Source organism: Symploca atlantica LB2515, assembly GCF_052546295.1.
Genome location: NZ_JBQWMT010000001.1, coordinates 2,016,848 through 2,037,323 on the forward strand (window position 1 = coordinate 2,016,848; position 20,476 = coordinate 2,037,323).

General features: G+C 44.9%; 17 protein-coding genes. 4 read left to right on the forward strand and 13 right to left on the reverse strand.

Annotation, left to right across the window (positions count from 1 at the left end):
- Window positions 1–89 precede the first annotated feature (89 nt).
- The 3 genes from hetL to ACT7WV_RS08530 form a co-directional block, all read right to left on the reverse strand.
- Window positions 90–818 carry a heterocyst differentiation pentapeptide repeat protein HetL gene (gene hetL, locus ACT7WV_RS08520; protein ID WP_445102495.1) on the reverse strand — a complete coding sequence of 243 codons (729 nt, stop codon included), beginning with the start codon at window positions 816–818 and terminating at the stop codon, window positions 90–92.
- Between the two features lie 101 nt (window positions 819–919).
- The gene (gene hemN, locus ACT7WV_RS08525; RefSeq protein ID WP_445102496.1) at window positions 920–2,317 is read right to left on the reverse strand and encodes an oxygen-independent coproporphyrinogen III oxidase; all 1,398 of its coding nucleotides are present in this window, start codon (window positions 2,315–2,317) and stop codon (window positions 920–922) included.
- Between the two features lie 291 nt (window positions 2,318–2,608).
- Entirely contained in the window at window positions 2,609–3,361 is a 753-nt protein-coding gene (locus ACT7WV_RS08530) for a biliverdin-producing heme oxygenase (RefSeq protein ID WP_445102497.1), read from the reverse strand.
- A gap of 273 nt (window positions 3,362–3,634) precedes the next feature.
- Here ACT7WV_RS08530 and acsF point away from each other — a divergent pair, with 273 nt between their 5' ends.
- Entirely contained in the window at window positions 3,635–4,708 is a 1,074-nt protein-coding gene (gene acsF / locus ACT7WV_RS08535; protein WP_445102498.1) for a magnesium-protoporphyrin IX monomethyl ester (oxidative) cyclase, read from the forward strand.
- A gap of 149 nt (window positions 4,709–4,857) precedes the next feature.
- On the opposite strand, the gene ACT7WV_RS08540 is transcribed toward acsF, so the two are convergent.
- Genes ACT7WV_RS08540 through ACT7WV_RS08555 form a run of 4 tightly spaced genes read right to left on the reverse strand, consistent with a single transcriptional unit; the run spans window position 4,858 to window position 6,984 of the window.
- Window positions 4,858–5,502: a YqiA/YcfP family alpha/beta fold hydrolase gene (locus ACT7WV_RS08540; protein ID WP_463424232.1), complete on the reverse strand. Its 645-nt coding sequence runs from the start codon at window positions 5,500–5,502 to the stop codon at window positions 4,858–4,860.
- Between the two features lie 20 nt (window positions 5,503–5,522).
- Entirely contained in the window at window positions 5,523–6,002 is a 480-nt protein-coding gene (locus tag ACT7WV_RS08545) for a Spy/CpxP family protein refolding chaperone (protein WP_445102500.1), read from the reverse strand.
- Window positions 6,003–6,034: 32 nt separating this feature from the next.
- The gene (locus ACT7WV_RS08550) at window positions 6,035–6,373 is read right to left on the reverse strand and encodes a hypothetical protein (RefSeq protein WP_445102501.1); all 339 of its coding nucleotides are present in this window, start codon (window positions 6,371–6,373) and stop codon (window positions 6,035–6,037) included.
- Complete coding sequence (locus ACT7WV_RS08555; protein WP_445102502.1) at window positions 6,370–6,984, reverse strand: sigma-70 family RNA polymerase sigma factor; 615 nt, start codon at window positions 6,982–6,984, stop codon at window positions 6,370–6,372. Before ACT7WV_RS08555 ends, ACT7WV_RS08550 begins: the two co-directional genes overlap by 4 nt.
- Window positions 6,985–7,161: 177 nt before the next feature.
- Here ACT7WV_RS08555 and ACT7WV_RS08560 point away from each other — a divergent pair, with 177 nt between their 5' ends.
- On the forward strand, window positions 7,162–9,264 hold the full coding sequence (locus tag ACT7WV_RS08560; RefSeq protein ID WP_445102503.1) for an acylase: 2,103 nt from the start codon (window positions 7,162–7,164) through the stop codon (window positions 9,262–9,264).
- A gap of 55 nt (window positions 9,265–9,319) precedes the next feature.
- Here the strand turns inward: ACT7WV_RS08560 and ACT7WV_RS08565 are convergent, their stop codons facing one another.
- From ACT7WV_RS08565 to ACT7WV_RS08585, 5 genes are all read right to left on the reverse strand, one after another.
- Complete coding sequence (locus ACT7WV_RS08565; RefSeq protein WP_445102504.1) at window positions 9,320–10,156, reverse strand: SDR family NAD(P)-dependent oxidoreductase; 837 nt, start codon at window positions 10,154–10,156, stop codon at window positions 9,320–9,322.
- A 187-nt stretch (window positions 10,157–10,343) separates the two neighbouring features.
- Window positions 10,344–11,195, reverse strand: a complete 852-nt coding sequence (locus ACT7WV_RS08570; protein ID WP_445102505.1) for a pentapeptide repeat-containing protein — start codon at window positions 11,193–11,195, stop codon at window positions 10,344–10,346.
- 55 nt (window positions 11,196–11,250) lie between these two features.
- Entirely contained in the window at window positions 11,251–11,892 is a 642-nt protein-coding gene (locus tag ACT7WV_RS08575) for a hypothetical protein (RefSeq protein WP_445102506.1), read from the reverse strand.
- A 194-nt stretch (window positions 11,893–12,086) separates the two neighbouring features.
- Window positions 12,087–13,658, reverse strand: a complete 1,572-nt coding sequence (locus ACT7WV_RS08580) for a 2Fe-2S iron-sulfur cluster-binding protein (protein ID WP_463424233.1) — start codon at window positions 13,656–13,658, stop codon at window positions 12,087–12,089.
- A gap of 189 nt (window positions 13,659–13,847) precedes the next feature.
- Complete coding sequence (locus ACT7WV_RS08585; protein ID WP_445102508.1) at window positions 13,848–15,677, reverse strand: 4Fe-4S binding protein; 1,830 nt, start codon at window positions 15,675–15,677, stop codon at window positions 13,848–13,850.
- Window positions 15,678–16,438: 761 nt separating this feature from the next.
- Here ACT7WV_RS08585 and ACT7WV_RS08590 point away from each other — a divergent pair.
- Window positions 16,439–17,266, forward strand: a complete 828-nt coding sequence (locus ACT7WV_RS08590; protein WP_445102509.1) for a retropepsin-like aspartic protease family protein — start codon at window positions 16,439–16,441, stop codon at window positions 17,264–17,266.
- Window positions 17,267–17,269: 3 nt separating this feature from the next.
- Here ACT7WV_RS08590 and bchD read toward each other — a convergent pair whose 3' ends face one another.
- The gene (bchD, locus tag ACT7WV_RS08595) at window positions 17,270–19,306 is read right to left on the reverse strand and encodes a magnesium chelatase ATPase subunit D (protein WP_445102510.1); all 2,037 of its coding nucleotides are present in this window, start codon (window positions 19,304–19,306) and stop codon (window positions 17,270–17,272) included.
- A gap of 173 nt (window positions 19,307–19,479) precedes the next feature.
- On the opposite strand from bchD, the gene ACT7WV_RS08600 reads away from it, so the two are divergent.
- Window positions 19,480–20,439: a pentapeptide repeat-containing protein gene (locus ACT7WV_RS08600; RefSeq protein ID WP_445102511.1), complete on the forward strand. Its 960-nt coding sequence runs from the start codon at window positions 19,480–19,482 to the stop codon at window positions 20,437–20,439.
- Window positions 20,440–20,476: the final 37 nt, after the last annotated feature.

Genomic DNA, 20,476 nt, shown 5'->3' on the forward strand with positions numbered 1-20,476 from the left:
ATCGCAGTTTCGGCAAGCCGTAAAATTATTCAGGAAAGCGATCGCAACAGGTCTAATACCTATATATGTAACTCCTTCCCAGAGCACCTCTAGTCGTGGATTGTGCCATCTGGCATCATGGCTCCTTGAAGATTAGCATTAGTCAAGTTAGCCTTAGTCAGGTCAGCCTTGCGCAGATCTGCTTTCTGTAAATTAGCACCACTCAAATCTGCGTAACTTAAATCTGCCCCTTGTAAACTCGCTTCACTAAGGTCAGTCTGATAGAAACGCTCTCCTCCCCAAACACCTAAATTAGCTCGACAAAGTTTTGCTCCATCTAACTTTGCCCCCTGTAGTAGCACTCCACTGAGGTTCGCATAGCTTAAGTTTGCGCCACTCAAATCTGCGTATCCCAAATCGGTTTGTTGCTCCGAACTAGGACGCAAATCGGCGGCAAACAGCGTCGCCCGGAAAAGATTAGCACCCTTTAAACTAGCACCACGCAGACATGCCTTCGTCAGTATCGTTTCTTCTAATTGAGCTTTCCTCAACTGAGCACCACTCAAATCTGCTTCTCGCAACTCAGCATGGTGTAGGTTGGCTTCACTAAAGTCCGTACCCCAGAGGATAGTCTCACTCAAATTCGCCCGACTGAGATTAGCCTGACTAAGTTGTGCTTGCCCTAGTCGTGCTTCTCGTAAGTCAATCTGACTCAGATTAGCCCCCCGGAAATTGGCACCCACTAAGGTAGCCTCGCGCAGATCTATTGCTGATAAGTCTACATCAGAAAAATCCCGTTCTGCTGCCGCATATCGTCTCAAAAATTCATCTGCGTCCATATTCTTTACCTTTGCTGCGATTCTTTATAGTCCCATAAGTGGAGGTTGGATTATAGAGTGTAATGAGCTGAATTTATTTTTAATAGTCTTTCCTCAAATAGTTAAATTGCTCTTGAGAAACTAGAAATTGTTTTTTGTTGGAGATATGTATCAAAAACGGCAGCAATATTTCTGATTAACAACTTTCCAGCAGGAGTCACCTTAATTTGATTAGGAAAGATGCGCAGCAGCCCATCTGCTTCCAGCTTCTTTAACTCCAATCGCTCACCAGCAAAATACTCATCAAAATCTTGATCAAAGCTAAGGTGATATTTTTCTGCTAAGTCATCTTTTGATAGTTGGAATTGGCACATTAACTCCATAATCACCGTGCGACGAATCACATCTTCTTGATTGAGACGTACCCCTCGTTCAATGGGTAAACTTCCCGCATCAATTGCTTGATAAAAGTCTTTTAAACGCTTGTGATTTTGAACATAGACATCATGCAGCATACTAATCGAAGTCATGCCAAACCCAATCAGATCTGATTCCGGTTTGGTAGTATACCCCTGAAAGTTGCGATGGAGTTGTCCTTGACGTTGTGCGATCGCTAATTCATCATTCGGTTTAGCGAAATGATCCATGCCAATAAACTGATAGCTATTCTGAGTCAGTTCCTCGATCGCCATTTGCAGAATATCGAGTTTCTCAGAAGCTGGCGGGAGTGCCTCTTGGGGAATCCTTCGCTGTACAGGTTTCAACCAAGGCACATAGGCAAAATTGAATACGGCAATGCGATCAGGATCGAGTTTAATAGTCTTATAAATAGTCTCGCGGAACGTGCTTAAAGTTTGAAAAGGTAAGCCATAAATCAGGTCAACATTGACACTTTCAAACCCCACTTCTCGTATCCAATCCATGACATTAAACAGCATGGCTTCTGGTTGAATACGGTTAACCGCTTCTTGGACTTGGGGGTTAAAATCTTGAATACCAAAACTAATGCGGTTAAATCCCAAATCTTTCAAAAACAAAAGGTAATTTTTGTCTAATGAGCTGGGATTGACCTCAATCGAAATTTCTGCATTTGGCTCGAAATGAAAATGCTGATTGATGGTTGTCCATAACCGTTCAATTTGACCAAGAGAGAAATAGTTTGGTGTCCCTCCTCCCCAATGCATCTGATGAACTGAACGCTTGTCATCAATCAATTGGGCTACTTGTTGAATATGACGTGCTGTATAGTCAAGATAAGGTTCTGCTACTTGTTTGCGCTGCGTGATCACAGTATTGCAACCACAGAAATAACAGGCAGTTTCACAAAACGGGATATGGCAGTAAAGAGATAATGGGGTATTTTTATAATTGCCAACAGCGATCGCAGTCCTGAAATCGACTTCCTCAAACTCCGGTTTCAACTCCGTTGCCGGTGGATAGCTGGTGTAGCGTGGTACAGGCTGGTCATACTTGCGGAGCAATGTTGAGTCAAATTGAACCGTAGGCAGCGAAAAGCTCATTTGTGCGTGTTCTCTTATTAGTTTGTAACTGAATCTAATCTATGAGTATTAATCGACGCGATCAACAAAAATACGGTGGGCTTTGGGGTGAAGTATAAGTGGAGTTTGCGTTAATTTCAGACAAATCAAATACACGAATACCTCGCCCCGAGGTTTTTCTCAAATGAATAGAATATAGCAATTCTCGTTTCAGCGAGGTACATTTATCTGTCCTCTCTGTTCCCCATTATCTGTTACCTATTATCCCACATTTGTTTACCTCATCCGATTAAGAACCGCTAGATAAATGCTCTATTCAACTGCTACAGGATGGGGTGCGCCACCGTGAGTAACTCGCTCTGTGCTACCAGGTTTATCCTGACGGGTAAGCAAATCAAACACATGTTCACCAACGGCGGCTTTTACATCGTCTTCTAACTCGTGAACCACATCTCGATTGAGTGTAAATGCATAGTTGGCTTCGTCTACAATACTTTGAATTGTTGTCTCATCAATGGGTAAAGAATTCAAGGCGAGACGATATTTTTCTTTGAATTCTCGTCTTGCTTCCACCGTGGGAATTTGCTCAAACTCATGCATTCCCGTACCTTGATCGGGAGGCAACTTTAGTGCTGAACGAACAATATTTTTCAACGCCTGACCCCCGGATAAATCACCCATGTAACGAGTGTAGGCGTGAGCAATCAGGAGTTCAGGAGCAGTATTGGCGATTTCCTGAATGCGATCGAGGTAAACTTGACCTGCGGGTAAAGGCGTAATCTGTTCCCGCCAGTTGTCGCCGTAGTAGAATACCAAGTCTTGTTCCAGATTGGATGTGCGGTTGATTTCAGGAAAGTACATCAGTCCTACCACTGGATGATCTTGATGACGTCGCAGTGCTTCTTCCAGGGCATTGTAAACAAAATACAGATTTGCCAGCAACTTACGGAATGGCTCTCGCTCAACGATTCCTTTAAGGAAGCACTTCATGTAGGCAGTGTTTTCGGCGGCGGTGTGGGATTTTTGGGTGCCTTCTCGCAGGCGGTTGGCTAGATCGTGGCTCATGTCAAATTACCTTATTCCTAAGAAGCGGTTGTCTGGGCGCTGCCTGTTAGGGCAATGTGCCGTGAAATTGTTGAGCAGGCACGCTTGTTTCAACCTAAATACTTTAGAAAACCTTATAGCGATTAAGAGATTCAATCATGGGGAGTTTTCATAAATTAACAAAAATCTTTGTGATTCAACGTCTCTTAACTTTTGTAGTGGCAAGTCTGTTCAAGAGAAGGCAAATAGTATAGCTTAATAGCTATTGAGTTTATTAAGGGGCGCTTGAACACTATGGTTATTTCTCCGGCAAAACCCACTCTAGACACATCGGACAGTAAAACAAAGGCACTAAGGGAGAACATCCTCACACCCCGGTTTTATACAACAGATTTTGAAACCACTGCACAGATGGACTTGTCTGCCCAGGAAACTGAGTTGCAGGCGATGCTGGAAGAAATGCGGGCAGATTATAACCGCCACCATTTTGTGCGAGATGAGGCGTTCGATCAATCCTGGGACCACATTACCGGAGAAGCCCGACAGGCATTTATCGATTACTTGGAGAGATCCTGTGTGTCTGAGTTTTCCGGCTTTCTGCTGTTTAAGGAACTCTCTCGCAAATTGAAGAATCGCAGTGCTCTGCTGGCTGAAATGTTTAACCTGATGGCACGAGATGAAGCCCGTCACGCAGGATTCCTTAATAAAGCGATGGCGGATTTTGGTTGTACGATGGATCTGGCTTACCTGACGAAAAATCGGGTTTATACGTTCTTCCCGATTGAGTGGGTTCTTTACACAGTTTATCTATCAGAGAAGATTGGTTATTGGCGTTACATTATTATTTATCGTCATCTAGAAAAACATCCTGAGAATCAGTTTTATCCATTGTTCCGCTACTTTGAAAGCTGGTGTCAAGATGAGAACCGACATGGGGATATTTTCAAGGCATTGTTGCGATCGCAACCCAAACTCTGGCAAACTTGGCAATCTCGGTTGTGGAGTCGCTTTTTCCTACTTTCAGTATTTGCTACTCATACCTTAACTGTTCACGAACGGACTGGCTTCTACAAGGTGTTGGGATTAGATCCCACCGAGTTTGATGCTGAAGTTATTCGCAAAACTAATGAGACATCAATCCGCGCCTTTCCATCTGTTCTCAACACAGAACATCCAGACTTTTTCCCTCGCTTACATCGCTGTTCCGATCTCAATTTACAAATGTCTGAAATTGAGGGTACTTCTCAACCCAAGTGGTTGAAAACATTACGCAAATTACCATTTCAACTGAAAATCGTCGGTCACCTCCTGCGGATTTATCTGCTTAAACCCATTGACGCAGAAGCACTGCGAGGAACTGTGCGGTAGAACGAATAAAGCGATTGCCCCAAAGGGGCAGCGCCAAAGGCGATCGCTTTTTTGGATAGATATGATGGAAGCGATCGCTTTAGTTATCCAATCATGGGAGACTCTGATGGTAAAAAATAAAAATATCTCAAGCAAGAATCCCTTGGGTCTCAAGAAAGCTGACAGAAAGCCTGAGTTGCCTGCCAAATTTCCGGCATCACGTTACTTAGGCTATGGTCACTCTCCAGTTCAACCAATTGCACCCACGGCCGCACCCCAGCATAATCTCGACTAGCTTGTATTGGTATTACCTCATCGTGCCGCCCATGGAGGATTAGGGTGGGTACTGCTCGCGACAACTGTTTGTCTTGATACTGGCGGGCATCTTCTAGAAACTGATAATGCAAGGGTAGCGATCGCTTTTGGGCGTAATGATGCACTGGCATGTATCCTGAGGCTTGCCAGTTTTGCAATTGTTCCCGTGGCAGTTTAGACAACCAGTGTTCTAGAAAGCCAAAGGCGGGTGCTAGCAGAACCAGTCTTTGCACTTGAGAATGGCGCTCCCCTAACCAAGCAGCAGTTAGTCCTCCAAAACTAGATCCAATCATGATGACGGGTACCTGGCCTAAAGCAAATTCCGCTTCAACTTGCTGCAACTGCCGTGTCAGAGTGAGGTGAGGAAAATTGCCTTGGTTGAGGTCAGGTATTTTGAGGTTAATTTGGCATGCTTCCAGACAAGAGTACAAAAACTGAGCCTTGGCTGACTGGGGACCCGAAGCAAAGCCGTGAAGATAAATGTAATTAGATAACTGCATCATTCATTACCTCAGTGCAGCTACTCAGTTGAGTTGCTTCTCTGGTTGCGCATATTTTGGCGATTCTCTCGCATTAATTGAGCAAACAGGCTACGTTGTTCTACAGTTAAGACTTCTCGCATTGCCAACAAAGCGTCAAAGCGCGAGTTCTCCATCTGTCGCTCCAAATTTTGAACTTCTTGATATTTGGCGCTAAGCATCTCCTTTGTGGAGGTAGGAGAGCTCATCAGTTGGTGTAACTCTTGGTTAGCTTGACGCAAAGCTTGTTGTTTTTGGTCAATTTGATCTTGGCGTGAGAAGCGAATATCCTGTAGCTCTTGTTTTTGCTCTGGGGTGAGGTTTAGCTCCTCCGTCAAGCGCGGCTGAGCCTGTGAATTTCCTGGGGTTCCTAGGTTTTGTTCTATTGTTTGGGGTAAAAGCGGGTTGGGATCTGCCAAAGCCGCTAAGCATCCTGCCGCGAGCAGGAAAGCTGACATCACCGAAATACGAGGAAACGACATGGAAATTGCCTCTTTTTTACTATCTTCTGGCTTTAGTGTCCTGTATTGGCTAAAACCATCCAATCTGCTTCGGGAGAGTTATTTTGGGTTGTTTGTTCTCCTACTACACCATTCCAGTTGTTAGTGAGGAAGGCTTCTAAGCGGAGATCTGGTGAAGTGATTAGATGACGATAGCTACTCCAAGCCATCAGTATGCCAGCTACAATTGCTGGTGAGGCTGCCCAGATTTGCCGATGTTTAGTTGTCTGCTCTTGCCTTGCCAGAGCTCTCATCAGTTGCTCTTCTGAGTCAGCTGCTGCTGGTGGAGGAGGGGAGCAATGTTGGCGCAGAAACTCTTGCCATTGATGGTCATCAGGCGGTAACTGAGTCATAGCATTTCTCCTTGTTGCTGGATATACTGCCGCAGAGACATTCGAGCATGGAAAAGACGAGACTTAACTGTTCCTCGTGCTATGCCCAAAATTTGTGCTACCTCTTTTTGCGGTAGATCTTCCAAGTCATGTAGCACAATGACAGCACGATGCTCAAAACTCAACTTTTGCAGCCCTCGTTGTACTATATCTTGATAGTGTAGCTGCATCAGGTCGGGGGCTTGAGCATGTTTAGCCTCTTGGCTTGGTATTGCCTCTGTCCCTGCTTTTAATTTTGAGTTAACTGCACGTTGTTGGGCAAACTGCCGTCGCTGATCAGACGCTACATTCCAGCAGATGCGATAAAGCCAGGTGGAAAATTGGGCAGGCTGACGCAGTTTGGGCAAGCCTTTCCAGGCTCGCAGAAAGACCTCTTGCATTAAATCATCTAAAGTCTCAGCACCACACAATTGGTAAAGTGTTGACCTCACTCGCTGCTCATAGGTACGGTACAGTTGGCGGAAGCTTTGCTGGTCACCTTGTTGGCACCGTAGCACTAATTCGCTCTCGGTTGGGGGCACTTGGGCAGAAGCTGGATCGTTGTTTGACGCCTTAGCTGGTATAACTGACACCTACGGGCTCTCTCACCGATTTATTTTCTTGATACTTTAGACTCAGTGGTTTAGGAAAAGGTTCAATACAAATGGAAAATTGAACTGTACACATCAGTATCTGGCTTATAGCCTCAATTAACTATTTTCCATTAACTATTTGCCCGCGAAGCCTCAATTAACCATTTTCTATTTTCAATGCCTAAATTTAAGAGCAAATTTTTACCGCTATTGGCGTTACTACTGAGTTTTGTTTTGGTGTTCTTCTTGGGTATTCGTTCACCCTCTGCTGGGGAAGATCACAACGAAATTCTTTGGGATAACTGGGGTGTACCCCATATCTATAGCCAAGATACTGAGGGTCTATTTCAAGCTTTTGGCTGGGCGCAGACTTCTAGTCACGGCAACCTGATGCTGCGGCTGTATGGACAAGCGCGAGGACGAGCGGCAGAGTATTGGGGAGAGAAATACCTGGAATCAGACCACTATGTTAGAACCATGGGCATTCCAGCAAGAGGACAGCAATGGTACGCCGCACAAAGCCCAACCATGCGGCGTTATCTTGACGCCTTTGCTGCTGGCATTAATGCTTATGCCCAGGAAAATCCTGAGCAAATTGATGACCAGGTAGAAGCAGTACTGCCAATAAATGGGGCAGATATTCTTGCCCATGTGCAGCGAGTAATTCATTTCCATTTTGTGGTTAATCCCCAGCAAATAGCCTCTCCAGGAGCGAGAATTATCCAAGCTGGTTCTAATGGTTGGGCGATCGCACCGACTCATTCAGCTAGTGGTCATGCCATGCTGCTTGCCAATCCTCACCTACCCTGGTCAGATTTGTATCTCTTGTACGAAGCCCAGTTAACGGCACCGGGAATTGATGCTTATGGTGTGGCTTTTGTGGGCATGCCAGCATTAGCGATCGCTTTTAATGACCATCTGGGCTGGACAGCGACGGTCAATACTTTTGATGGTGCAGATATTTATCAATTGACCTTAGCAGAGGGTGGTTATCTTCTAGATGGTGAGGTTCGTCCTTTCCGAACAGAAAGTCAAACTCTCAAGATCAGGCAAGCTGATGGTAGTTTGCGAGAGGAACAACTGGTAATTCGTCACTCAATTCACGGACCGGTGATTGCTCAAAAAGATGGTACAGCTAGGGCAGTGCGGGTAGTTGGTTTAGAAGAACCGCACTTGATGGAACAGCTTTGGCAGATGGCACAATCAACTAACCGCAAGCAGTTCGAGGCGGCACTTCAAAGCTTACAATTACCCATGTTCAATCTGCTCTATGCAGACCAAGAAGGGCAAATCCTCTATATATTTAACGCTCAAGTACCTGTACGTTCCCAAGGAGATTGGGATTATTGGCAGGGTATTGTTCCTGGGGACACTTCGGAAACTCTTTGGCAGAAATACCACCCTTACCAAGACTTGCCCCGCGTTCTCAACCCAGCTAGTGGGTGGTTGCAAAACACTAACGATCCCCCTTGGACAACAACCTTCCCGCCTGCCATCAATTCCCAAGATTACCCATCCTATTTGGCACCAAATTCTTTAGGGAAAGTGCCAGATATTTTTCGCTCCCAGCGCTCAATTCGGATGCTGAGGGAAGATCAAGAGATTAGCTTTGAGGAGATGATTGCTGACAAGTTCTCATCACGTTTGGAAATGGCGGATCGACTGTTGGATGAGTTGATTGCCGCAGCGCGTGAACTAGGTAATGATTTAGGGCGTCAAGCAGCAGATGTTCTGCAAGCTTGGGATCGGCAAACGGATGCTCATAGCCGGGGAGCAGTACTATTTACTTTGTGGGCCCAAGCCATGCCCTCTTCTGAGTTGTTTGCTCAACCCTGGCAAGAGCAATCTCCCTTAATCACCCCTAATGGTATCGCTAATTTGAGTAAGGCAGTAGAGGTACTAGAAGAAACCGCAGCTCAGCTCAAATCAAACTATGGTTTACTGGATGTACCTTGGGGTGAAGTGGTGCGCTTGCGTTATGGGGCAGAAGATTTACCAGCATCGGGCAGTCTTGGGCAACTAGGCAGCTTTCGGGTTCTGTTTGTCGCACCAACAGATGATGGGCACTTTCAAACCTTGGGTGGCGACTCTTATATTGCGGCAATTGAGTTTTCTGGTTCCGTTAAGGCAAAAGTTCTCAATACCTACGGCAATGCAACTCAACCTGGTTCACCCCACATCGGTGACCAATTACCCTTATATAGTCGCGGGGAGTTGCGGCCAGCATGGCGGACTCGTGAGGAGATTGAAGCCCATTTGGAATCACGCCAGTTGTTGTGATAGACGAGGCAAATATGTAGTCTCCATCTAATTCGTAATTCGTAATTACGAATTTTTAACTAAGATGTAACCCGCCGTCAACAGGAAGTGCCACGCCAGTAATTAAGGCTGCTTGGGGCGAACACAAAAAAGCTACTACCCTACCGATCTCTGCGGGTGATGCCCAACGTTGCATGGGTGTATTTTTAATCATCTGATTCGCCCTTTCGCTATCCACTCCCCCAAATTTAGCTGTTAAAGGTTCCCAGGCTTCAGTTTTTGTGTAACCGGGACTCACCGCATTTACGGTGATTTGCCGTGGTGCCAGCATAAGGGCGTAGTATCTGACTAAAAACTCGACCACCGTCTTGGCTTGCCCTGGCATCATGTATGCTAACCGTGGTCTTTGGCAGCTATTACATCCAGGAGAAGAGATGGCTACGATATAACCCTTACCATCTTCCATGCAATTAACGGCTCTCTCGACACATCTAATTAGACACTTGGGATAGACATTTTGGTAGTAATCGTACTGTGTCAAGTTAGTTAAAGCATCCTCACCCAAGAATTGACCTGGGGCATTGGCGGCTAAGTTTGCCTGACTGGATTCAGGGGTAGTTGTTATACCGACGTAGAGTCCAGCATTATGCACCAATGCTGTTAGTTTGCCATCAAAATTATCATCTACACATTTAAATATGTTTTCAATCGTGGACTCTTCAGTTACATCACCTTTGACGGTGTAAACTCTTACCCCATAGGTTGATTCAATGGTGGTTTTAGCTGTGGATGCTGCTTCTTCATTGGTATTGAAAGACAATATCAGGTTATAGCCATCCTGAGCCAGTTGTTCTGATATTCCGAAGCCAATACCACGAGTTCCGCCCGTAACTATTGCACTTTTAAATGACATAAGCTCGGTATTTTATTTTCGTTAAATCAATTAATTAAAAGCATTATCCCTTGGCTGACAAATATTTGAGCTATAGCAATCCTAGATGAATTGTGCAAACTGTAATATTGTATCTGTGTGCATCTGTGGTTAATTTTTATCGTGAATCATCTAGAGGTGCCATATCACACAATTCAACCCCCAATTGTTAGCTAGCAATTACGCCGTCGGGCATAGTTGTTCCCCGAAGGTTAGCTTTATTAAGGTTAGCCTCACTCAAGTTGGCTTCGCTCAGGTTAGCTTCGCTTAGGTTGGCTCCTTTAAGATTAGCCCCTCCTAAATTAGCCCCTTTAAGGTTAGCTCTGCTCAGGTTAACTTTGCTCAGATTAGCCCATCTCAAGTCAGCTCCTGTAAGGTCAGCTTCACTCAAATTCGCCGCAAAGAGGTAAGCTGCAATCAGGTGAGCCTCACTTAGGTTAGCTTTGCTCAAATTCGCCTTGTAAAGATAAGCCCCAATTAGTTCAGCTTCGTAGAGGTTAGCATCTCTAAGATCCGCCTCACTTAGGTTAGCCGCAATCAAGTTGGCTTTACTGAGTTTAGTTCTGGTAAGGTTAGCTGTACTAAGATCTGCTTTTCTAAGGTCAGCCTTGCTCAAATCAGTACCAATCAGGTTAGCACTACTGAGATCCGCTTCTTGGAGGTTGGCACCTCTGAAGTCAGCGCCGATTAAGTTGGCATTTATTAGGTCAGCACCTTGAAAGTCTACTGCCATGAGGCTAGCATTGACCAGTTCAGCAGCAATCAGGTGAGCATCTATTAGTTCGGCTTGCTGAAGGTTAGCATTGCTGAGGTTTGCCTGACTCAAGTCAGCGGCAATTAAGTTAGTATTTCTTAGATTAGCCCTCCTCAAATTAGCACCACTGAGATTAGCCCCACTTAAATTAGCCTCACTGAGATTAGCCTCACTTAAGTCTGGTTCTATCTCTGAGTTTTGCTCTCTCCACTCAATCCATCTAAGTACACCTTTCTTGAGCAGTGCTAGATGTTCTACATTTGCCATCTTTTAGCTCCCCGAACCCCTCAGTAGTTAACCTGACACTGCTAACAATAAGTAATTATTCATTGGATCCAGTGATCGGATTTTCGCGGCCAGCCACATTTTCAATTGCTGCTAGTGCGGCACTAGAACCAGCTAAGATGTCTCTTTCTTCTCCACCTAAGTAAAGACGTCCGAAGCTACCAACAGCCTGCACTTGCAAAATGTTAATCAGGGCAGCTTTCTCTGCTTCGTTGGCAGCTAAAGCTGCATAGGCGGCTGGTTGTACTTCTAGCACGTATAGTGTTTGGCCAGCAAGCAGCATCTGTCCGCGTCTGTTGCGATTGATTAGTTGTGATTGGTAAGCATCAATATTACGGATAATTTGGCTAGAAACAACGCGTGGTTTGAGACACTCCTGTCTACTAACTCCTAGCGCTTCCAGAATCGCTTGACCGGCTGCTTTCGTTTCGCCTTGTCGGCTAGCATGAACTTCCAAAAGACCGTAGAGTCGTTCCACGAACTGCACCCCAGGACGAACGTCGGCTGATTTGAGGGCAACATCCGTAATACGGTTAATTTCGATACCAGGTGAGAGTTCAATCCATAATGACGTATCACCTGGTAAAGGTAAGAATCCTAGCGCTACAGTTCCTATGTAAGCGGCGTGCTGAGGCTGCAAACTATCTATATATACGTAACTGCGCAGTTCTATACCCAAAGCTTAAATCTCCTGGCGTTGGCTGAAAAAGGGAAGTGCAACATCTGAGTTTACCGCACTCGCCTTGACTACTTGGCGTTCTCGGTAAAACCTACTGCTACAGGTATTTTTCCAGATCACAATTTAAGCAATTGCCACAATGAGAGTTATGTGTGTCTTTCTGTAAGATTGATTTCGCGACTCAGCACATCTAGTCAAGCACTAATCACAACTTTACCCACTGGGTGAGCTAAACAGGTCAAAATCAACCCTTCCTCCCGTTCACTCTCTTTAAGAGCATCAGGTTCTCCCTCATACTTGACCTCTCCTTCTAGCAGCTTTTGCTTACAAGCACCACAAGCTCCCATCCGGCAACCACTAGGCATGTCTACTCCCTCTTGTTCGGCGATATCAAGGATGACATCTTCGCCATCACAGTCCACCTCCTTCCCAGACTTAGCAAAGACTACCTTGGGTTGAGTAGTAGTAGCTACAGTAGAAGTCGTTACTGGCAGTGAGGCAACTTCCTGTAATCTAGTCTGGTGTCCATTAGTAGCCACCTCAGCCAGAGAAATATCTTTCTCGGTGTTGTGGACGAGTCTTAGTGGTGATGTTGCAGTTTTGGCTTTTGCTTTTGATGGCTTCTTCCCTCCAAAACTCTCTGCGTAATAGTTTTGCATCGGGAAATCTAGACTCTCTAACAAGGTTTTTACCGCTTCCATAAAAGGATTGGGGCCGCAGACATAAACCGTGCGATCGCGAAAGTCAGAAGCGATCGCCTGTAGCATTGGTTCATTCAATCTACCTGTATAACCCCACCAAGCTTGACCTGGTTCTTGCCGAGTCATCGTAACTGCTAGCCGAAAATTAGGGTACTCTGCCGCCATCAATTCTAATTCTTGCCTAAAGATAATATCTTTGGGACTACGAGCACTGTGGACAAAGACCATATCGGTATTAGCCGCAGTATCGCAAATCCACTGTGACATAGACATCATTGGTGTAATGCCACTGCCAGCAGAAATGAACAGCAGTTTTTTGTCAATCTGCTCAACACAGGTAAATTTACCCATGGGCCCACTTAATTTGACCAGAGAGCCTACCTTGAGGTTATCGTGCAACCAGTTAGAAACCAAACCCGGTGGTATATCCGGTTCGTCTGCGGGGGAGGGAACTCGCTTGACGGTGATTTCTAGGGTATGGGGACGTGAGGGTGTAGAAGAGATCGAATAAGATCGCTTTACCTTTTTACCGTTGATGTCCAAATCCAAGGTGACAAATTGCCCCGGCTGGTAGTCGAAGAGTACCTTTGGTTCTGCCATAAAGCGAAAAGTTTTGGCGTCAGATGTCTGCTCAATTACCTGCACGCACCGGACAGTAATCTCGCCTTGCTGCCACTGTCGGATCTGAGCTGAATTTCCCTGGACTGCTTGTTTATCCTGGAGTAGGGGTACTGTAGCAACACCATTGAGATCTATTGCTTCTATCAAAATGACAAACTCACCGACACGGATAATGTCATCCCGTTTCAAGAGGCGTTGTTGGTTAACCAGAATGTCTTCGTTGTTAATTCTAGAGCCATCTGTACTACCGAGGTCGCTAAAGTAGTAATTGCCCTCTTGGAAAAGAATCCTGCCATGTACGCGACTTACTTCTGGGCTATTGAGAATTAAGTTACAGCTAGGGTGTCGGCCAATCAGACACTCACCTCGAATCTCGGTTTCCGGTGTCAGGATTTTTTCCTGAACCTCACTTGTTTGATAGTTGATTACTTTGGCTTTGAGCATGTTCTTTCTCAATAATTGACCATCAACATTTAGTCCCATTCAAGCCGTAATAAGTAAATCAAACTTATTACCCTTCGCTCCGCTCAAGGGCATGCTTATTACCCTTCGCTCCGCTCAAGGGCATGCTTATTACTTAAAATCAGACTATCTGGGTAATTTTTATGAAATCGGCATTAAATAATCGCGGGTTTATTTGTTGCTTCCATTAGTTCCGTTACGTCTTAGTTGTGTAAGCCGTTGTCCGATGTTTGTCAGTCGTCTTAGCTGTGTCTGATTGGAGGAGTTTTCTGCCGTCTGGGGGGCTCTTGGTTGTGTTCGGTTGCGGGAAGTGTCTGTTTGCTGAGGGCGTTTTGGCTGTGTCTGGTTGTGGGAGGTGTCTGCTGACTGGGAACCTCTGAGTTGTGTGCGTAGATTGTGTGAAGCCTGCGGAGTGTCTGGATAAAAGAGATGAAAGTTCTCTTTTTCACTGCCAAGTTCTGCTAAAACTTGATAATGCTGTTCTTCACTGATGTCGAGTTCCTGACGCATTTGCTTGAGAACGTCCAAACTGCTAGCGGAGTTGACATGTCCAGCTTGTATGGCTTCTCTCAAAACGCCTTTGTAGATTTGCAAGCGGTTTTGTCGGGTAGCACCAGGTAGGGTTTTGGCAAGAACGTACACTTCGTCGGGTTTAAGTTGTTCGACAGAACGACCATCAAGAAACTGCGAGAAATCAAGGGACAGCTTGTTCAGTTGACGACGCAATTTATCAACTAAGCTTTCTTTGGTGTACTGTTCAGAACTGCGACCCCAGGTTTGATAAAGCCAGATGCTACTCACTAGGGCAACAACAGCTTGAAACAAGAATTGCCAGGATATAGGTAAGCGAAGAATCTCTGGACGCCCTCCATAAATGAAGAAGATATTGAAGGCTAAAAAGGTGCAAATTGAGAATGCTCTGTGCAATACCTGCTCGTGACTAATTGAGGGGTCTTTCTTTCTCATCGCCGCTTTGTAAGCTTTTTCTAGCTTGGTGCAAATTAGGCAACTCATGCCGATAAAGAAAGAAAATGTTAGGGGAACGGCTACCAGTTTAGGGATAGGTATTGCCTGATTAAAGAGGTAAAAACCTGGCTTGAAAAGATTTCCCAACTGATTAGCTTCGTGAGTCCAAGCACCGGATAGGTAGTAATCGAAATTACCTGCATATAATCCGTAGTAGACGAAGTAACCGATGACTAGTCCTAAGTAACCGTACTGGACTAATTTGCGACCAGGTTTAGTTAGTTGGTTCCAGTAAGCTTTTTCGGAGTCTATATCCAGACAAGGAGATTTGCAGTTGATACAGGCGCTTTTTTCTTGACCTGTAGTTTGATCCACGGTGCGGCACATTGACTGAGTAATACTCTTGGGTGGTGCTTTATGGGCTTCACTGCCCAAGAGTCCTCTTGGCCCGGTAAAGACTGTCTGCACCATGCCAAAGGGACATACATAATGACACCAACTTCTACCACCGTAGAAGAAAACCATCATGATTGCTGAGACAATGGTGAGAATGAGAAATAGACCGAGAACTAGGCGATCGGAGTTAATAAATAGAATCCTGCTGTTCAAACCGAAAAAGAAAATGGCGAATTGCAGATATAGATGGTTTTGAACTAGCCAGTGATTTTTTTCGATGTTAAGTTTCGGTTGTAATCCCAATGCCCGTGGAATTTGAGAGAGAAAATAGAGAGGACAAATACGCCGCCAGGTTTCATGACCGAATACTAGAACAATCATGATGGCGCTGGGAACTACCATACCCCAAAAAATTCTCGCACCCATGGGATAGGTTCTTTGGGGAAGGCAAACGTTTTGTACCTCAACGCAGGGTTCACGGGTGATGATGTAATCGCGAAATGGGCTAAATAAGTTATTAGGATCGGTCAGATGCTGTGAAACTGGGTCATAAAATAAAGAAAAAATTAATACTAACCAGCCAATTACCAGTATCCAACGGATACGATGCATCGTTTGTTCTGGTGTTTTTGATAACATAGCTTCACTCCCCTTTTTTTCTATTGTCAGCAACAGAAGAAGACTCTGTATATTACCCACCGGGGTACTTATTGGTTCTAGAAAAGCAGCAAGAGCACTCTGATAATTAATTTAGCTATCCTAAATGATTGCTGATCAATATTAATCACGGATCAACAAGAAATACAATGTACACTGTTTACAATCCATCTAGGACTATTATTCCCTATTTTTTTTTGAAAAAAAAGTTGTACTAAAACCCCATAAATAGCTAATCAAATTATCATCCAAATCTAATGAGTTGATATATTGCAAAGGTTAGGTTATTTGGTCACTAGATATTCATCAGTTTGAGTACTAGCATTTTATGCAGATTTCAGGAATCTTGTTACAAATCTTTACAATAACTAGTCTGGGAATAAAGAATAGTAGAGTTTTACCTGCTTTGACATAGGTAAAATTTTGGGGTTCGATTACTTACAGCAAAGACAAGTTAAACCTCAAACTTTCCCTATAGAGCTGAGTGTAGCAGCAGAGTAATTATTTGCTGAGTAATTTATATTGTTTTTCTTAAATTTGAGGCGAACAAGAGTAGCTTTAGATTAGATTTTTAGCAGAAAATCTTGGTAAAAATCCGGAATGTTGCCTCCTGAGTTTGTAGCTAAATCTTATAGAAGTAGGATGCAGCTTTATCAGTATCGCGATTAATTTTTTTTACAATACTGGAATAACCTCTGACTACTTTTATTGCCGAAGTATAAAAATAACTATAGATTATAATTATGTGGAAACCTGATCGACAAACTGGTGCTCTGGTCGTTTTATCAGGCATTTTGGCTTTAAGCAATACTGCCTGTCAGAGTACTGAACCTGCCATTCCTGGCAATGACTCAACCAAGACTACTGTAGCTTTTCCTTCTCCCTCTCCTTCGGCTACCCCTGCGCCTCAGCCAACTGCCTCGCCAGTAACCGCAACGCCTAAAAAGGATACTTATCAAGATGCGATCGCGGCTGCTTCGGGGGCAATTACCATCAGTGAATCGGCTGTATCTAGAGATGATTGGAGTTTAGTAGCTAATCGCTGGCAAGAGGCAATTAATTTATTAAAAGTAGTGCCAACCTCTAGCGCAAATTCTGCCAAAGCTAAAGCAAAGCTTACCGAATATAAGCGTCATCTAGCGGTTGCTCAAGAAAAAGCCACCCCCGTGCCAGAAAAACCCAAGCAGGGAGACACGAGTCCCAAGTTTTTCTCTGTCCCAGTGAAAGCGCGGCTAGCTGGCATCCCTGTAGTTGAAGTCACTTTTAATGGCAAGCATAAATTTGATATGGTTTTTGATACAGGCGCTAGCGGGACTCTAGTCACTACCTCTGCTGCTTATACCTTGCAATTGCAAACTGTCGGAACCAAGCAGATTACAGTTGCTGATGGAGCTCGCTTGGAATTACCGATTACCTTTGTGCCATCAATGGAAGTTGATAGTCGCCTCAAAAGAAAAGTGGAAGTAACCGTCGCCCCCCCCAGCATGCCAATTGGCTTACTGGGGCAAGACTTTTTTCAGGGTTACGATATTGCGATTAAGGAAAAAGTTATCGAATTTCGCAAACGTTGAGGCTTAGCGAGATTTAATATCTGCAATCGCATTTTTGGTCATGGCTGCGATCGCTTGATCAGTTGCCTTTGGTAAGTGATAATACTTGCCACCTGCTTGCTTAGCCAATTCTTTGGCAAAACCAGTAGAAACAAACTTATTTTCTGTATCAATCACTAACAACTGAATTCCCATCGCCCGAATTCGACCAGCAATCTCCAACAATTCCCCCTTAATATCGGGCTTCTCTCCTTCTGGCAATGGCTCACCCAAAGAGCGCGCTAGGGGAATGTTACCCCGTCCATCGGTAATAGCGACAATCACCACTTGACCAATATCCCCCGACATCTGAGCATTTGTCCCCACTCTCACAGCTTGAGTCAAGCCATGGGCCAGAGGTGAGCCACCACCGCAAGGCAATCGCTCCAAACGTCGGCGCGCTAAGGCAATGGAACGGGTTGGCGGTAAGAGGACTTCGGCCTGTTCTCCCCGGAAGGGAATCAGCGATACTTGGTCACGATTTTGATAAGCCTCTGTTAATAGCTGCATGACAGCACCCTTTGCCGACTGCATCCGGTTGAGTGCCATTGAACCAGAAGCATCCACCACAAAAACTACCAAAGCACCAGCTCTTCTGGCTAACCGCTTAGATCGTAAATCCCCCTGCTCGACAATTACTCGGCGACCGGGGTTTCGCTCTCTGCGTGCCTTCTGGTAGGGAGCAGCGGCTCTGAGGGTGGCATCTACGGCAATGCGTTTGACTTTGCCCTTGGGTAACATTGGCTTGACATAGCGGCCTCTGTCGTCAGAGAAGATGATGCTACGGGCACCCGACTTACCTTGGCGTTGTGCCATCTGGGCAAAATAGAGGACGCTGGGATCCAGTAAAATGCCCTCTGGGTCAAAGACAAACTCTTCTGGGATGCTAGGGGGTTCTTGTTCTTTTTCTTCCTGCTCCTCCTTTTCTTCCTGTTCCTCTTGGTCTTCTTCCTCTTCTTGTTCCTCTTGCTCTTCCTGGGATGGCTCTTGCGGCGGTGGTGGCGGTGGTGGCGGTGGTTCTTCTGGCGGCGTCTCGACAATTGTGGAGCGAGGCACAATCACCAATTCCACTGCACGGCGCAAGTCCTCAGCGATTACCTTCTGACGCCCCTCTAGAGCGGCTGCGGCTTTGGCAACCCTCAGAGCAAATAGCTCGGCCCGATGTCCTTGTACGCCGCCTCGAATTGCTTCGTTGACCAGGTAGGTAATTTGTTCTGAGGTAACACTAACTTCTTTGAGCCACTCTCTGGCTAAGACAATCTCCGTCTTGAGAGCGTCGATTCCTTCTTCATACTGTTCCAAGAACTGCTCAGTAGAGCTGGCGTAGGAGATTACTTGGTCTACTGCCTGCACTCGTTGATCTAAGCTCAAGATACCGTCAGCAGAGAGAGTAATGGCAATCCTGTCCAGTAAATGCTCCCGCAGCGGCCCTTCTTCTGGGTTGTAGGTGGCAATTAACAGTGGCTTGCAGGGATGCTGAAAACTGAGACCTTCTCGTTCAACTTGGTTGTAACCTTCAGTAAGAACCGTCAGCAATTGGTTAGCGATTTGGTCATCAAGCAGGTTAATCTCATCCACATACAGGACACCCCGATGTGCTTGCGCTAATAACCCTGGTTGAAATACGGCTTCTCCCTGTTTTACGGACTTTTCCACATCCACTGAACCTAGCAGTCGGTCTTCGGTAACTCCCAGGGGAATTTGTACGAAGGGAGCCGGAATTACCTCCGTGGGCAGGTTATCGGTTGTACTATACAGGGCTTTGGTCTGGTCATCCCATTCTTGGGGCTTGGTTGGGTCACAGTTAGATAGAGAATCTTTGACTACTTCAATTGGTGGTAGCAGGGTATAAAGCGCTCTGGCCATCACGGATTTAGCTGTGCCACGACGTCCAGCGATCGCTACACCCCCTAGTCCAGGGTCAATCGCTGCCAACAATAGAGCAAGTTTAATCGCCTCTTGCCCCACAACAGCTGTGAGCGGAAATGCACTTACTGCGGGGGGGCGGCTAATTACAGGCATAAAAAAGTATCAAATCAATCAGACTTTCTAGGATAAGGCTTAGCGAGCTTTGTTGAGGAGCAATGGCAAAATTCCCGTCAAGGTGAAGCCAACTCCCACTTGTGATACTACCTGATTTTCGCCTTCGTCACCTATGCCATAACTGAGTAGAACACACTCAGCTTTTTACATGTATGTCTGATAACTTCCTTGACAAGGATTTCCGAGGACACTCATTTAAGAGACAAGATTTGTCAGGAGCCGACTTCAGCTATATAGATATCCGAGGTGCAAACTTTCGTAAGGCAATTCTTAGAAATGCTAACTTCAGTCATGCTATCTGTGGGATGCGAGTACCAAAACTGATTTTTTTTATAGAAGTCGGCTTAATGACTTTAACATTCTTTTTGTTCGGTATTTCAAATGATATGGCAAATGTGATCTCCGCTTTCTCTTCATCCAACCCCTCCTTCTCATTCTTAGAAGGAGGAAATACCCTAAAATATTTCTTAACAAAAATAATGCCTACGATAAGACCTATTGCTGATGTAGATTATTGGTTATTAACAATTACCATCTTTTTAGGTGCGTTACTTTTGTACAAAATTTTAATCACACTTAAGCCTCTTATGCAAAATATTCCTATTAAAATAAGTTTGATCAATACCTCAGTTTGGGGAGGGACTCCAGCTACTATAGTTACTTTTCTATTAGTGCTATTTAGTCGAAAATACCTGTTTAATGTATTTAGTTTTCTTTATAAAAGCGGTCTTTACCGCGAACTAGGATTCAACACATCAATGCCTGAATCTAATTGGATAGTTGGTTGGATTATATCTCTTTTAGGGTTTTTCCTAGGAATTTTTCTATTTAAAATAACTCCTAAGCAACTTCTCGTAAAAAAAGCACTGATTGTAGCTACCTCTGGAGTAACAGTTACTTTTATAATATTGGTATTCTTGATGAATGATAGTCTTCTGCCATTGCTAGCTTTTACGGCAATCCTATCATTTATCGTATTGTTTGCTACTGAGTGTACAAGTTTTAAGGGAGCTGATTTAACGAATGCTACCTTCACTCGCGCCAAAATTGGATGTACTGACTTTTCCAAAGCAAAGTTAAAAGATACTTCCTTTGAGGGAGCAAAAATGTAAACAAATTATTCAGCTCAGATTTTTGGGGCAGAATTTA

Coding starts and splice junctions, on each gene's coding strand:
- hetL (WP_445102495.1), bottom strand. CDS start 818: ATGGACGCAGATGAATTTTTGAGACGATATGCGGCAGCAGAACGGGAT.
- ACT7WV_RS08545 (WP_445102500.1), bottom strand. CDS start 6,002: ATGTCGTTTCCTCGTATTTCGGTGATGTCAGCTTTCCTGCTCGCGGCA.
- ACT7WV_RS08600 (WP_445102511.1), top strand. CDS start 19,480: ATGTCTGATAACTTCCTTGACAAGGATTTCCGAGGACACTCATTTAAG.
- acsF (WP_445102498.1), top strand. CDS start 3,635: ATGGTTATTTCTCCGGCAAAACCCACTCTAGACACATCGGACAGTAAA.
- ACT7WV_RS08585 (WP_445102508.1), bottom strand. CDS start 15,677: ATGTTATCAAAAACACCAGAACAAACGATGCATCGTATCCGTTGGATA.
- hemN (WP_445102496.1), bottom strand. CDS start 2,317: ATGAGCTTTTCGCTGCCTACGGTTCAATTTGACTCAACATTGCTCCGC.
- ACT7WV_RS08550 (WP_445102501.1), bottom strand. CDS start 6,373: ATGACTCAGTTACCGCCTGATGACCATCAATGGCAAGAGTTTCTGCGC.
- ACT7WV_RS08580 (WP_463424233.1), bottom strand. CDS start 13,658: ATGCTCAAAGCCAAAGTAATCAACTATCAAACAAGTGAGGTTCAGGAA.
- bchD (WP_445102510.1), bottom strand. CDS start 19,306: ATGCCTGTAATTAGCCGCCCCCCCGCAGTAAGTGCATTTCCGCTCACA.
- ACT7WV_RS08560 (WP_445102503.1), top strand. CDS start 7,162: ATGCCTAAATTTAAGAGCAAATTTTTACCGCTATTGGCGTTACTACTG.
- ACT7WV_RS08570 (WP_445102505.1), bottom strand. CDS start 11,195: ATGGCAAATGTAGAACATCTAGCACTGCTCAAGAAAGGTGTACTTAGA.
- ACT7WV_RS08565 (WP_445102504.1), bottom strand. CDS start 10,156: ATGTCATTTAAAAGTGCAATAGTTACGGGCGGAACTCGTGGTATTGGC.
- ACT7WV_RS08590 (WP_445102509.1), top strand. CDS start 16,439: ATGTGGAAACCTGATCGACAAACTGGTGCTCTGGTCGTTTTATCAGGC.
- ACT7WV_RS08540 (WP_463424232.1), bottom strand. CDS start 5,502: ATGCAGTTATCTAATTACATTTATCTTCACGGCTTTGCTTCGGGTCCC.
- ACT7WV_RS08530 (WP_445102497.1), bottom strand. CDS start 3,361: ATGAGCCACGATCTAGCCAACCGCCTGCGAGAAGGCACCCAAAAATCC.